Origin of the sequence: Micromonospora globosa (assembly GCF_000717585.1) — a bacterium.
In the GTDB taxonomy this organism is placed as follows: Bacteria; Actinomycetota; Actinomycetes; order Mycobacteriales; family Micromonosporaceae; genus Micromonospora; species Micromonospora aurantiaca.
In genome coordinates, this window is record NZ_JNZR01000027.1 from 87,218 (window position 1) to 99,444 (window position 12,227).

The window sequence follows — 12,227 nt, forward strand, 5'->3', positions numbered from 1 at the left end:
CCGTCGCGGATATCTTCCCAGGGAAGTTACCGGTACATCTTCGAAAAGTTTCAGGGCAGTGACGCGGGGAGTGAGCGCACCGCCGGCTCTCATCCGCGTCCAGCCGGGCATCGCCAGCGCATCATCGTCCGATATGCAGAGGAGTGTCATGAAACATCTACCGAGGCGCAGTCACCGCGTGGTGCTGGCCGCCGTCACCAGCGCGCTGGCACTGGCCGGTGCCGCGCTCGTGGTGCCCAGCCTGGCCCAGGCGGCGGCGAGCACGCTCGGCGCCGCCGCGGCACAGTCGGGCCGGTACTTCGGCACCGCCATCGCGGCGAGCCGGCTCGGCGACTCCACCTACAGCACCATCGCGGCCCGTGAGTTCAACATGATCACGGCCGAGAACGAGATGAAGCCGGACGCGCTCCAGCCCAACCAGGGCCAGTTCAACTTCTCCTCCGGCGACCAGATCTACAACTGGGCGACTCAGCGTGGCCTCCAGGTCCGCGGCCACACGCTGGCGTGGCACGCCCAGCAGCCGGCCTGGATGCAGCGCCTGAGCGGCAGCTCGCTGCGCACCGCCATGATCAACCACATCAACGGCGTGATGGCCCACTACCGGGGCAAGCTCGCCGCGTGGGACGTGGTGAACGAGGCGTTCAACGAGGACGGCAGCCGCCGCCAGTCGAACCTGCAGGGCACCGGCAACGACTGGATCGAGGTGGCGTTCCGTACCGCTCGGGCGGCGGATCCGTCGGTGAAGCTCTGCTACAACGACTACAACATCGAGAACTGGTCGTACGGCGCTGTTCGACGGCGGAGGCAACAAGAAGGCCGCGTACACCTCGGTCCTCAACGTCCTCAACTCCGCGTCGCCCAACCCCACGCCGACCGGGACCGCGTCGCCGACCGCCGGACCGACCCCGACCGCCGGGCCGACCACGCCGCCGCCGACCAACGGCGCGAGCCGGATCGTCGGCAACCAGTCCGGCCGGTGCATCGACGTACCTAACTCTTCGCAGAGCAACGGCACCCGGGTGCAGCTCTACGACTGCCACGGCCTGACCAACCAGCGGTGGACGTACACCTCCAGCCGGCAACTGACCGTGTACGGCTCGATGTGCCTGGACGCCGCCGGCTCCGGCAACGGCTCCGCCGTCCAGATCTACAGCTGCAACGGGCAGACGAACCAGCAGTGGAACGTCAACTCCAACGGCACCATCACCGGAGTCCAGTCCGGCCGCTGCCTCGACGTCTGGGGCACCGGCAACGGCCAGCAGGTGCAGATCTACGACTGCAACGGCCAGGCCAACCAGCGGTTCCAGCTCGTCGCGACGAGCTGATCCACATCCGGAAGGCGCGCGACGGACGGGCCCGATGTGAACGCGAACACCAGGCCCGTCCGTCGCGTCTCTGCGATCGCGACCCGAGTCCACGCAGGATGAGAACTAGGCTGGATCGAATTGTGTGGGACAGCCGGCGCGCGGGGGGAGCGGAGACGGCAATGATGATCGTGATCTTCGACGCCGACCGGGAGTGGTACATCCAGGGCCGCGTCTACGCGGACATCGTCAGGGCGGTGCCCGCCGGGATGCTTCAGGACGACGACCTGGACATGTATCTGTGGCCCGCCCGGTCGATGAGCCTGCTGAGGCTGCCGCGCCTGGAACCGGACCGAGCCGAGCGAATTGCCGCCGCGCTCACCGAGGGTGTGGCTCGCTGCCTACGGACGATCGACCCGAGCGACACCGAGCTCGTCGAGTTCTACGAAGGTCTGCTGGATGTCGCCGCTCGGCACGGCTGATCCGTACCTGTCAGGGGACGAGCAACTCGGTGCGGTACTCGGCCGCCAGCGCGCGCGAGAGGCCCTTCGTCACGGATGGGGCAGGTGCGCGGCGTCCGGCCGTACCCCTGGGGTTTCGGTGGGACCGTCATGCCGGTCGGCGGGCGACCACCGCCAGGGCCATGCCGAAGAACCTCAACGGCGATCGCTCGACCGCGTCGGTCACCGGCCGGATACGACGCCCGAAGTGGGACCGGTCGAACGGCGGCATGATGTAGTCCACCGCTACCCGCTCCAGCCCGGCCCGCCGGAGCTGCGCGGACAAGCCACGGGCGGTGAAGCAACGGGCATCGGCCAGCCGCCGGTGCAGTGGCACGATCCACGGCAGAAACGGACCCCGCGCTGGCCGGTAACGCTTACCGCGGATCAGGAACCCGTGCGTCTCGAACGGAAACCACCGGTTGGGCGTCGTCAGCGCGAAGCAGCCGCCGGGCACGAGCACGCGACGGACCTGCCGCAGGGCGGCATCGAGGTCGTCGATGTGCTCCACCACCTCGATGGCGGTGACCAGGTCGAAGCTCTCGTCCGGGTAGTCCAGCTCGGTAGCCGACAACTCCCGCACGTTGATCTTCTGGGCCGCCGCCGGATCGCCGGCCAGCCGCTCCCGGAACAGCTCCAGCCGATCCTGCTGGATGTCCACGGCCTCGATCTGCTCGAACGCGCCGACCAGCCGCATCGTGTACGTGCCGTCCCCGCAGCCGATCTCCAGTAATCGCCGGCCGGTCAGCGATGTGTGCCGGCTCAATGTGCCCAGCCTCTTCGCCACCCCACGCTCGCCGAACGCGCTGCCGTGCCCCAGTCCCAGGTTGCGACTCGTATTCGCCATAGCCGCTGACCTTAGGCCTAACGAGCGTTTATGTGGGGGCACCGTTTTCGATGCGACGACCGCTGAGGGCGGTCGATGGTCGACCGGGTGACGAAGCTCGGCCGGCTTCCGGCGTGGCCTCGCGGAGACAGGCGCTCATCCGGGCTGCCGGCGTTCGTCTCGGTCGGGTAGTCCATCTTCGTCGCGCGAGTCTGCGCCGGGGCCGGGTAGTAGGTCGATGTCCGTGGCGTGCATGGGTTGTCCGCACGCCGAGCACCGCAGTTCCACCTGGCTGGTCCGGCCACAGGCGTGGTGGCGGTAGAGCACCGGCGGGCCGGCTTCGCCCGCCGTCCACCGGTCGCCCCACCGCACCATGACCAGGAGCAGATCGCACAGTTCCATGCCCTTGTCGGTGAGCAGGTATTCGTGGCGGACCGGCCGGGTGGAGTACTCACGCCGGGTCAGCACGCCCTGGGTGACCAGCCAGCTCAGGCGCTCGGCGAGCACCTTGCGGGACACGCCGAGGCCCCGCTGGAGTTGCTCGAAGCGGTGTGTGCCGGCGTAGACGTCGCGCAGGATCAGCGGCGACCACGGTTCACCGATGACGTCGAGGGTGCGGGCGATGGAGCACGCCATCGCGCCGAACTGCGTTCGCTGCATGGCCCCACGATACTCATGATGGTTCCTTCAGGGAACGGACTCTGTTAACGTCACATCGGCATCGTTCCTTAAGGGAACGGTCTGACCTGATGCCGCTGACGAGACGGGGAAGAGGCCGCATGAACCATCCACCGATCGTGCCGACCGAGGACTGGCAGACCGCGCTGGACACCCTGCGCAGCCGCGAGAAGATGCTCACCCGCCAGCTCGACGCGCTTGCCGCGGCGCGTCGCCGGCTGCCGATGACGCTGGTCGAGCAGGAGTACGTGTTCGAGGGCCCGGACGGGCCGGTCGGTCTGGCCGACCTGTTCCAGGGCCGCCGCCAGCTCATCGTGTACACCTTCATGTGGCACGGGGCCGATGACATCTGCTCGGGCTGCTCGATGTTCACCGACAACGTCGGCCACCCGGCCCACCTCAACGCCCGCGACGTCACCCTCGCGCTGATCTCCGGTGGCCCACTTGCCGACCTCATGGCGCTACGGCACCGGATGGGCTGGACCCTGCCCTGGTACTCGTCGCTGCACAACAGCTTCAACGCCGACATGGGAGCCGGCGACGGGTTCGCGCTGAACGTCTTCCTCCGCGCCGACGACCGGATCTTTCGTACCTACTCCACCACCGCCCGCGGCGTGGAACGGCTCGGCAGCAACTGGACCTTTCTCGACCTGACGCCGTACGGCCGGCAGGAGACCTGGGAAGACTCACCCGAGGGTTGGCCGCAGACCCAGCCCTACCAGTGGTGGCGGCTGCACGACGAGTACGACGACTCCACGGATCCGTCATGACCGTCAGTACGCCGATCGCCGAGCTGCTCTTCCAGCCGAAGGACGCGACACCGTTCGACACCGACGTGGCAACCATCAAGCCCTGGAGCCAGGCGTTGTCATGCCTCCGATCGGCGCACCGGGGCTGGCTGTCGACGGTGCGGCCGGACGGTCGCCCGCATGCCGCCCCGGTGATGCTGGTACTGGTGGACGGCGCGCCGTGCGTCGCGAGCCGCCCGGCCTCCCGCAAGGGCCGGAACCTGGCCCGCAACCCGCACACCGTCCTTACCGTCGGCGGCGAAGACCTCGACCTGGTGGTGGAGGGCAAGGCCCACCAGGTCGCAGGCGATGCCGCGCTGCGCGGGGTGGCCGCCGCCTTCGCCACGAAGTACGGCTGGGCATTCGACATCCGCGACGGTCGAGCCCACGACGAGAGTCTGCCCGGATCACCCCGGTACGCCTTCTACGAGATCTCTCTGGTCCGGGCCTTCGGCTACGGCTCGGACGGACTGACCGCGACCCGCTGGCGGTTCCACCACTGACGGGCCAACCCGCGACGGTCACTTGGCGTTGACGCTCTCAAGCGGCTCGGCAACGCGCTCGACCGATGACACCCCCTGTGTCAACCTCAGGCAGCGAGCAAATCGTTTTGTCCGGGTTGATTGAGACGTACCGACATCTGCACCGTGGCGCTCGACCGTCGGCGGGCCGCGCAGACCGCCGCCCGGGACACCGCGGGCCCGGCCTGGCAGCTCTCCGAGCTGATCTTCACCACGCGGTATGGCTGGCCGGTCGAGCCACGCAACTTCAACCGCTTCTGGGACCGACGTTGCGACGCGGCTGGGGTCCGGCGGATCACCGTCCGAGACGCCCGGCGGACCTGCGCCTCGCTCCTGGCCGACCTGGACGTGCACCCTCGGGTGGCTATGCAGATCCTCCGGCACGCGCAGTTCGCCATCACGATGGAGATCTACACGGTGGTGTCCTCGGCGGCCACCCTCGACGTGCTCAAGCGGCTCGGCCGCGCACTCGACCGATGAAAGACGGGCCGCCGATCATTCGGGCTGGCGTGACCAGGACAGGGGCCATGCCTCCAGGCGAAGGACGATCTGCTGGAGGCTTGCCTCAAAAGCCTCGTCGCCAAGACCGCGCTCTCGGCGACGGGACCACAGCTCGCTCAGATCGTCCTCGATGGCCCCTAGCTCCATGAGTCGATCGGCGGATGCAAGAGCGCTCTCAATCAGCTCGTCCCGGCTGCCGGACCTGATGGTCAGCTTGTCGGCGAGTACGGCGAGTGTGCAGCGCGCCTCGGCAGCGATGCCGCGCCCGGCGGCCTCAACGGCCCGCAGGGTTCCCTCCGGGCCTTGGACGATCTCGGTGAACAAGCCGAGTAGCCGTGAGTTGCGCACGAGCGACTCGTCAGCCATCGTCCGCCCCTTCGCTGTGTCGCTCACGCCGCTGCGACCCTGGCTGGTCTACCGCTGTACTTTGCTGCTGTACCGGCCTCGATCACGGCAGAAAACACCCCGGACGGGGCGTTGACCTGCGGGGGAGTGGGCCGCCAGGGACTCGAACCCTGAACCTATGGATTAAAAGTCCACAGCTCTGCCATTGAGCTAGCGGCCCGCACGGCACAGGTTACCCGAAGCCGATCAGCCCGGCGTGCGTCGCGCATCGACCCTCCGACCACGCCCCGACACCGGCACGACGCCGCTTCGGGGCCCTCCGCTGCGTCCACGGACCGCTACGCTTCGGCAATGTCGAGCTGGCACTGGGCGCGGACCGCTCTCGTGCCTGCCGTCGCCCTGGTGGCCCTGCTCGGCCTGGTGGTGCAGTCGGAGGGCATCGACACCACCGCCGAACTCGTGGCGCTGCCCGTCGTCCTGGCCTCGTCCGCCGCGCTCTACCTGCGCCGGCGACACCCGGTGGCCGTGGGGCTGGTGGCGCTGGCCGCTGTCGCCGCGTACGGGGCCCTGCTGCACCGCCCCGGGCCGATCATGCTGGTGTTCGTCGTGGCGCTGTACACGGTCGTCGACGAGGGGTACCTCGCGGTCGCGGTGGGGCTCGGCCTGGCCTCTGTCGTCTCGTTCGCCGTCGCCGACAGCTACACCCGGACCGGCGTCAGCGGGAACGGCGCGACGCTGCTGCACGCCGGGTGGCTCGTCGCGGTCATCGTCGGCGTCACCCGTAACCGGCGGGCCTATCTCGCCGAGGTGCAGGCCCGGGTGCTCGCCGCGGAGCAGCGCAAGGAGGAGGAGGCCCGCCACCGGGCCACCGAGGAGCGGCTACGGATCGCCCGCGACCTGCACGACCTGCTCGGCCATCACCTCTCGCTGATCAGTGTGCAGGCGAGCGCGGCGTTGCACCGGCCCGACCCGGAACGGTCGGCGGAGGCACTCACCGTGATCAAGCAGACGAGCCGGGAGACGCTGCGCGAGCTGCGGGCGGCGCTGGGCGTGCTCCGGCAGGAGGGTGCGACGCCGAACCGGCCCGCGCCCGGTCTCGATCGCCTCGACGAGCTGGTCACGGCGGCCGGGCGGCGCGGGCTGACTGTGCGTACCGAGGTGACGGAGACTGGGCCGCTGCCGCCGGAGGTGGATCTGTCCGCGTACCGGATCGTCCAGGAGGCGCTCACCAACGTGAGCCGTCACGCGGGCGCGACCACGGCGGTGGTCCGGGTCGTGCCGGACGGCGACGAGGTGCTGGTGGAGGTGGCGGACGACGGCGCCGGTCCCGCCGGCCCGCCCGGGAACGGGATCCTCGGCATGGGCGAGCGGGCCCGGGCGCTGGGCGGCTCGCTCACCACCGGGCCAGGCCCGGACGGCGGCTTCCTGGTGCGGGCCCGCCTACCGCTGCGGCCCGCCCCACTGCCGGTCCCGGCGCCACGCACGGCACAGGGGGAGACGACATGATCCGGTTGCTGCTCGCCGACGACCAGACTTTGGTACGCGCGGGCTTCCGCTCCATCCTCGACGGCGAGGACGGCATCGAGGTGGTCGGCGAGGCCGCCGACGGCACCACTGCGGTACGGCTGACGCGGGAACGACGGCCGGACGTCGTCCTCATGGACATCCGGATGCCGCTGCTGGACGGGCTGGCCGCTACCCGGGAGATCGTCGCCGGCACCGACGCCCGCGTGATCATCCTGACCACGTTCGACCTGGACGACTACGTCTACGGCGCTTTGCGGGCCGGCGCGAGCGGCTTCCTGGTCAAGGACACCGAGCCGGCGGAGCTGATCCACGGCGTACGGGTGGTGGCGAGGGGCGACGCGTTGATCGCCCCGGCCGTCACGCGCCGGCTGATCGCCGAGTTCGCCGCCCGGACCCGGCACCCCGACCCGGGCCCCCGGCTGAACGCGCTCACCGAGCGGGAGCGGGAGGTGCTCGCCCTGGTCGCCGCCGGCCTGTCGAACGACGAGATCGCGGCCCGGCTGGTGCTGAGCCCGGCCACCGCGAAGACGCACGTCAGCCGGATCATGACCAAGACGCGGGTACGGGACCGGGCCCAGCTGGTGGTGCTCGCATACGAGTCGGGGCTCACCGTCCCCGGATGGCTCACCGCCTCCTGAGCGAGCCGCCGGGCCGACGCGGGCAACCGGGCCGACGCGAGCCGCCGGGACGGAACGAGCGACCCGGTCAGGCGGTGCGACGGGAACGGGCCAGCGCCAGCCCGCCCAGCACCGCCCCGATCAGGCCCAACGCCACACCGGCGACCGCACCGGCACGCCCCTGACCGCTGCCGAGCCCTTCGGTGGTCAGCGCCAGATGCCACGCGCTGAGGACCAGGCTGACCAGTCCGGCCGCGGCAGCCACCAGGGCCTGGACCCGCCCCTCGCCCGGCCCCCGGCGAGAGCGGCTGAGTGCCAGCCCGCCGACGACCACGCTGGCCAGGCCCACCAGGGCGATGACAGTGGCGCCGGCCCGCCCGGAGCCGCCGATGCCCCCGGCGGCGAGCGAGGTGTGCGCGGCCGGGGCGAACTCTCCGACGACAGTGGTGGCGAGCAGGTGACGGATGGACATTCTGGGACTCCCTCGGGTCGCGGCAAGTGGTGACGGCGGCAGCGTATGGACGGGCATCGCCGCCGGTCGTCGCCCCGGAGTCGTCGATCGGGCTACCACCACGGGAGTACGCGCTGCGCCCGCGTACCCCAGGGGTTGTCGCCGCCAGGCGTGAACGGCGGCGGCCGGGGAACCTGGGCGACCATGCGAGTCACGAGCACCGCCGCCGTGGCGGCGTCCCGCGAGGTGCCGGGCGACGACGGCGTACGCCGGCCCGGCGGTGAGGTGCACGCCTGGCTGCCGGGCCGGAACCAGACGCTGTGCGGGCTGCCGCTGAGCCGGACCCGACTACGCCGCTTCCCGCACGTGCCGTTCGACTACTCCGGCACCGACGTGCTCACCGAGGCCGACCCGGAGGGCTGGCTCTGCCCGCGCTGCCTGGCCGCCACCGCCGGTCGCCGCGACCGCGAGAGGGGCTGGGTGCGGACGAACCCCCGTCCGTGAGCGGTTGCTGCCCGGTTCAGCGGGTACCGCACCCGTCATGCGCATCGTGATCGTGGGGGCGACCGGCAACGTGGGGACGGCAGTGCTGCGCCGGCTGCGGCGGGAGGCGGGCACCGAGCTGGTCGGCGTGGCCCGCCGGTTGCCCGGACCGGACGCCGGTGAACCGTACGGCGACGTGGAGTGGCACTCCTGCGACATCGGTGCACCGGGTGCCGCCGACCAACTCGTGCGGATCTTCGCCGGGGCGCGGGCGGTCGTGCACCTGGCCTGGCAGATCCAGCCCAGCCACGACCGCCGCACGCTCTATCGGACCAACGTCGGCGGCAGCCGCGCGGTGATCGAGGCCGCCGTCCGGGTCGGCGTTCCGGCCCTGGTGTACGCCTCATCTGTCGGCACCTACGCGCCCGGCCCGAAGAACCAGCCGGTCAGCGAGAACTGGCCGGCGACCGGTGTGGAGACGTCGTCGTACAGCCGGGACAAGGCGGAGGTCGAGGCACTACTCGACGGCGTACAGCGGGAGCACCCGAAGCTGCGCGTGGTACGGCTGCGGCCGGGACTGATCTTCCAGCGGGAGGCCGGTACGGAGATCAGCCGGTACTTCCTCGGCCCACTGGTGCCGGTGCGCCTGCTGCGGTACGGCCGGATTCCGCTCGTGCCGTCGAACCGGCGACTCCGGATGCAGGCGGTGCACGCCGACGACGTCGCGGACGCGTACGCCCGGGCGGTCGTGGGTGATGCGAGCGGCGCCTTCAACGTGGCGGCCGACCCGGTGCTGACGCCGGAGCTGGTGGCCCGGCACTTCCACGGCTGGACGCTGCCGGTGGCGGTGCCGGTGCTGCGCGCCGCGGCGGCGCTGACGTGGCGGGCGCGGCTGCAACCCGTCGACACCGGCTGGGTCGATCTGGCGCTGAACGTGCCGTTGATGTCCAGCCACCGTGTCGAGACCGAACTCGGGTGGACTCCTCAGATCGACACGGTGACCGCCCTGAAGGAGTTGTTCGCCGGCATGGCCACTCGTGCCGGGACCGGCTCCCCGCCGCTGTCCCCGGACCCGGCGCTCCCAGGGCGGCCCGCAGCCCTGACCAGAGGCCAACTCCCGGGCCACCCCAACCCCTACTGACCCCGCCGTCTCCGCCTGACCCCGCCCGCCCCGCCCCACCTCGCCCTGTTGATCAAGGAGTTTGTGTCCCTCCCAGAGATCAACTAGGACGCAAACTCCTTGATCACCGAGCTAAGAGGGCAGGCGCGAGGTGAGGCGGGCGGGGTGGGCGCCGTCGGGCCGGGAGTTGGCCGGTGATCATGAAGTTGGCGGGGCGACACGCCGACGACGGAACCGTCAACTTCATGATCGACGAGGCCCGGGCGAGGGCGGCGTGCGCGAGCTGGTCGGTCAGGCGGCGATCATGAGGTTGACGGCGCGACACGCCGACGGGGAAGGCCGTCAACTTCATGATCGACGGGACGGGACGGGACGGGACGGGACGGGACGGGACGGGGCGGGGTCGGGCAGGAGCGGGCGGGGAGGTCAGGAGATCTGGGCGCCCAGGAAGAAGATGCCGGGGTGGCCCTTTGTCTCGAAGCCTCGGCTGGGGTTGCGCCGCAGGGTGCTGCTGTCGATCTTCAGGGTGCCGGTGCGGTTGTTGCTGACGAAGAAGATCGCGCCGCCGCCCTCGTTCGCGCTGTTGTCCTCGATCACCGTGCCGGCGATCCGTACCGCGAACTCGTTGCCGTCGCAGTAGATCGCACCGCCGCTACCGCCACCGGGCGTGCCGCCCCGGGCCGGGTTCGCTCCCGTACCGACCGCACGGTTGTCCCGGAAGACGCTGTTCAGCACCGTCCAGGAGACGCCGATGCTGCTCAGCGCCCCGCCGTTGGCGCACACCCCGCCGGTGAAGGTGCTGCTCACCACGTACACCGGTTTGTTCTCGAACTGGCTCAGCACGCGCAGCGCGGCGCCCCCGAGGTCCGGGCCGGTGCGGTCGCAACGGTTGCCGACGAACCGTGAGTTGATCACGGTGAACCGCCCGCCGCGCACGAAGATCGCGCCGCCCCCACCGCCCTCGGTGCGATCGCCCGTGGCGTCGCCGTCGGCGAACGTCAGGTTCTGCACGGTGAGCCGTGGGTGGTCCTGGTTCTGGCAGTGCGAGGTGGTCCAGCCCTGCGCCTCGTCGCACGTGTTCATGTAGAGGATCCGGCGCTTCCCGCCGCCGCTCAGCGTGACAGTGCCGCCGCCGTCCAGCACGACGCGCGGGCCGTGCGAGTTCACCACCTTCGCGGTGGCCTTCATCGTGATTGTCACCGGCGCGGGCCCGCAGTCGAACGTGATGACGCCACCGGCCGCGACGGCCTTCACCACCGCCTCCGAGGTGCAGCTCGCCGGGGTGCCGCTGCCGACGGTACGGGTCGGGCGCGAGGTGTCCACCGGACGCGCCTCGGCCGGTACGGCGGCCCGGCCGTTCGGGTTGCCGGCGCGGAACGTGACGGTGGCCGCGCTGGGGCTCGGCCGGGCGCTGCCGAGACCGGCCCGCCCACTCGGGGAGGCCGACGGGGCGGCTGCCGGACCGGCCGACGAGCCGGCGACGCCGGCGGCGGGCGCGGGGGCCGGATCGTCACCGCAGGCGGGGAGCATCGCCATCGTCAGGACGAGGGCGAGCAGAGTGACAGCCGACTTCACGCGCACCGCCCGATGCTAGGAGGACCGGCCGCCCCGGCACGACTCCACAGCCGATCCTTAACCCGCCGCTAAGCCGCAGCCGCAGCCGCAGCCGCAGCCGCAGCCGCAGCCGGCACCGCAGCCGCAGCCGGCACCGGGAGCCGCAGCCCAAGCCGGCACCTGAGCCTGCGACCGCGCGGCAGCCGGCAGCCGGCAGCACCGAGCGGGACGGTCAGGCGTGCGAGAGCGCGAACGCGACAAGGAAACCGAGCACGGTGATCAGCCCGACCAGCAGGTGCGCGTCCGCGAACGCCTCCGGGACCATGGTGTCGGTGATCATCGCCAGGATCGCGCCCGCGGCGAGCGCGGTGATCGTCGCCAGCACCTCGGGGGGCGCGCCGCCGAGCAGCGTGTACCCGGCCAGCGACGCCGCGCCGGAGATCAACGCGATGGCCGCCCACAGCCCGAACACGTAACGCCGGGTGCGTCCGGCCTGCCGCATGCCCGCCGCGCTGGACAGACCTTCCGGCACGTTGCTGAGGAACACCGCGATGACGGTGACCAGGCTGACCGGGCCGCCGGCCAGCAGGCTCGCGCCGATCACCACCGATTCGGGTACGCCGTCGAGCAGCGCGCCGACCGCTATGGCCGTACCCGAGCCGGGCTGTTCCCGCTCGGAGGGCTGCTCGTCGCCGGAGCGCTTGCGGTGCCGCGCGCCGTGCCGGGCCAGCAGCACGTTCGCCGCGGTGTACAGCAGTGCACCGGCCGCGGCGCCGATCGCCACCGGCAGCAGCCCACCTTGCTCGTGCGCCTCGTCGATCAACTCGAACGAGACGGCGGACAGCAGCACGCCCGCCCCGAACGCCATCACCGAGGCGGTCACCCGGCGCGGTACGCGCGCGAAGAACCCGACGGCCGCCCCGATCAGCAGGGCCGACCCGGCGAGCAGGCCCCAGAATCCCGCTTCCAGCCACTCCGGCACGCGCTGGACCCTACCCCGGGGCGTGCGCCG

Annotated in this window: 13 protein-coding genes, 1 tRNA gene and 2 pseudogenes; 9 read left to right on the top strand and 7 right to left on the bottom strand. The window is 71.2% G+C overall.

Annotated features, from left to right (window positions below):
* The first annotated feature begins 148 nt into the window (after window positions 1-148).
* A pseudogene (locus IF06_RS32285) lies at window positions 149-1,325 on the top strand (endo-1,4-beta-xylanase).
* A 161-nt stretch (window positions 1,326-1,486) separates the two neighbouring features.
* Window positions 1,487-1,786, top strand: a complete 300-nt coding sequence (locus IF06_RS0122955; RefSeq protein WP_013473484.1) for a hypothetical protein — start codon at window positions 1,487-1,489, stop codon at window positions 1,784-1,786.
* 127 nt (window positions 1,787-1,913) lie between these two features.
* Here the strand turns inward: IF06_RS0122955 and IF06_RS0122960 are convergent, their stop codons facing one another.
* On the bottom strand, window positions 1,914-2,651 hold the full coding sequence (locus IF06_RS0122960; RefSeq protein ID WP_030273478.1) for a class I SAM-dependent methyltransferase: 738 nt from the start codon (window positions 2,649-2,651) through the stop codon (window positions 1,914-1,916).
* A gap of 135 nt (window positions 2,652-2,786) precedes the next feature.
* Entirely contained in the window at window positions 2,787-3,290 is a 504-nt protein-coding gene (locus IF06_RS0122965; protein ID WP_030273480.1) for a winged helix-turn-helix transcriptional regulator, read from the bottom strand.
* Between the two features lie 119 nt (window positions 3,291-3,409).
* On the opposite strand from IF06_RS0122965, the gene IF06_RS0122970 reads away from it, so the two are divergent.
* The 3 genes and pseudogenes from IF06_RS0122970 to IF06_RS0122980 form a co-directional block, all read left to right on the top strand.
* Window positions 3,410-4,078, top strand: a complete 669-nt coding sequence (locus IF06_RS0122970; protein WP_013473487.1) for a DUF899 domain-containing protein — start codon at window positions 3,410-3,412, stop codon at window positions 4,076-4,078.
* The gene (locus IF06_RS0122975; RefSeq protein ID WP_030273482.1) at window positions 4,075-4,599 is read left to right on the top strand and encodes a pyridoxamine 5'-phosphate oxidase family protein; all 525 of its coding nucleotides are present in this window, start codon (window positions 4,075-4,077) and stop codon (window positions 4,597-4,599) included. Before IF06_RS0122970 ends, IF06_RS0122975 begins: the two co-directional genes overlap by 4 nt.
* A gap of 132 nt (window positions 4,600-4,731) precedes the next feature.
* Window positions 4,732-5,097: pseudogene (locus IF06_RS0122980) on the top strand (tyrosine-type recombinase/integrase); the annotation flags it as partial.
* Window positions 5,098-5,112: 15 nt separating this feature from the next.
* Here the strand turns inward: IF06_RS0122980 and IF06_RS0122985 are convergent.
* A complete protein-coding gene (locus tag IF06_RS0122985; RefSeq protein ID WP_013473489.1) occupies window positions 5,113-5,484 on the bottom strand; it encodes a hypothetical protein in 372 nt (123 codons plus the stop codon).
* A gap of 127 nt (window positions 5,485-5,611) precedes the next feature.
* Window positions 5,612-5,683: transfer RNA gene (locus IF06_RS0122990), tRNA-Lys, on the bottom strand.
* Between the two features lie 131 nt (window positions 5,684-5,814).
* On the opposite strand from IF06_RS0122990, the gene IF06_RS0122995 reads away from it, so the two are divergent.
* The gene (locus tag IF06_RS0122995) at window positions 5,815-6,969 is read left to right on the top strand and encodes a sensor histidine kinase (protein WP_036311359.1); all 1,155 of its coding nucleotides are present in this window, start codon (window positions 5,815-5,817) and stop codon (window positions 6,967-6,969) included.
* Entirely contained in the window at window positions 6,966-7,628 is a 663-nt protein-coding gene (locus IF06_RS0123000) for a response regulator transcription factor (RefSeq protein ID WP_030273489.1), read from the top strand. The genes IF06_RS0122995 and IF06_RS0123000 overlap by 4 nt, the downstream gene beginning before the upstream one ends.
* A gap of 67 nt (window positions 7,629-7,695) precedes the next feature.
* Here IF06_RS0123000 and IF06_RS0123005 read toward each other — a convergent pair whose 3' ends face one another.
* Window positions 7,696-8,079, bottom strand: coding sequence for a DUF6223 family protein (locus tag IF06_RS0123005; protein ID WP_013473492.1), 384 nt, complete (start codon window positions 8,077-8,079; stop codon window positions 7,696-7,698).
* A gap of 183 nt (window positions 8,080-8,262) precedes the next feature.
* Here IF06_RS0123005 and IF06_RS0123010 point away from each other — a divergent pair, with 183 nt between their 5' ends.
* Window positions 8,263-8,562 carry a hypothetical protein gene (locus IF06_RS0123010; RefSeq protein ID WP_030273491.1) on the top strand — a complete coding sequence of 100 codons (300 nt, stop codon included), beginning with the start codon at window positions 8,263-8,265 and terminating at the stop codon, window positions 8,560-8,562.
* A gap of 37 nt (window positions 8,563-8,599) precedes the next feature.
* Window positions 8,600-9,682, top strand: a complete 1,083-nt coding sequence (locus IF06_RS0123015) for an NAD-dependent epimerase/dehydratase family protein (RefSeq protein ID WP_030273493.1) — start codon at window positions 8,600-8,602, stop codon at window positions 9,680-9,682.
* Between the two features lie 405 nt (window positions 9,683-10,087).
* Here the strand turns inward: IF06_RS0123015 and IF06_RS0123020 are convergent, their stop codons facing one another.
* The gene (locus IF06_RS0123020) at window positions 10,088-11,236 is read right to left on the bottom strand and encodes a hypothetical protein (RefSeq protein WP_036311385.1); all 1,149 of its coding nucleotides are present in this window, start codon (window positions 11,234-11,236) and stop codon (window positions 10,088-10,090) included.
* A gap of 211 nt (window positions 11,237-11,447) precedes the next feature.
* Entirely contained in the window at window positions 11,448-12,197 is a 750-nt protein-coding gene (locus IF06_RS0123025) for a ZIP family metal transporter (RefSeq protein ID WP_030273497.1), read from the bottom strand.
* Window positions 12,198-12,227 lie beyond the last annotated feature (30 nt).

Coding starts and splice junctions, on each gene's coding strand:
- IF06_RS0122955 (WP_013473484.1), top strand. CDS start 1,487: ATGATGATCGTGATCTTCGACGCCGACCGGGAGTGGTACATCCAGGGC.
- IF06_RS0122960 (WP_030273478.1), bottom strand. CDS start 2,651: ATGGCGAATACGAGTCGCAACCTGGGACTGGGGCACGGCAGCGCGTTC.
- IF06_RS0122965 (WP_030273480.1), bottom strand. CDS start 3,290: ATGCAGCGAACGCAGTTCGGCGCGATGGCGTGCTCCATCGCCCGCACC.
- IF06_RS0122970 (WP_013473487.1), top strand. CDS start 3,410: ATGAACCATCCACCGATCGTGCCGACCGAGGACTGGCAGACCGCGCTG.
- IF06_RS0122975 (WP_030273482.1), top strand. CDS start 4,075: ATGACCGTCAGTACGCCGATCGCCGAGCTGCTCTTCCAGCCGAAGGAC.
- IF06_RS0122985 (WP_013473489.1), bottom strand. CDS start 5,484: ATGGCTGACGAGTCGCTCGTGCGCAACTCACGGCTACTCGGCTTGTTC.
- IF06_RS0122995 (WP_036311359.1), top strand. CDS start 5,815: ATGTCGAGCTGGCACTGGGCGCGGACCGCTCTCGTGCCTGCCGTCGCC.
- IF06_RS0123000 (WP_030273489.1), top strand. CDS start 6,966: ATGATCCGGTTGCTGCTCGCCGACGACCAGACTTTGGTACGCGCGGGC.
- IF06_RS0123005 (WP_013473492.1), bottom strand. CDS start 8,079: ATGTCCATCCGTCACCTGCTCGCCACCACTGTCGTCGGAGAGTTCGCC.
- IF06_RS0123010 (WP_030273491.1), top strand. CDS start 8,263: ATGCGAGTCACGAGCACCGCCGCCGTGGCGGCGTCCCGCGAGGTGCCG.
- IF06_RS0123015 (WP_030273493.1), top strand. CDS start 8,600: ATGCGCATCGTGATCGTGGGGGCGACCGGCAACGTGGGGACGGCAGTG.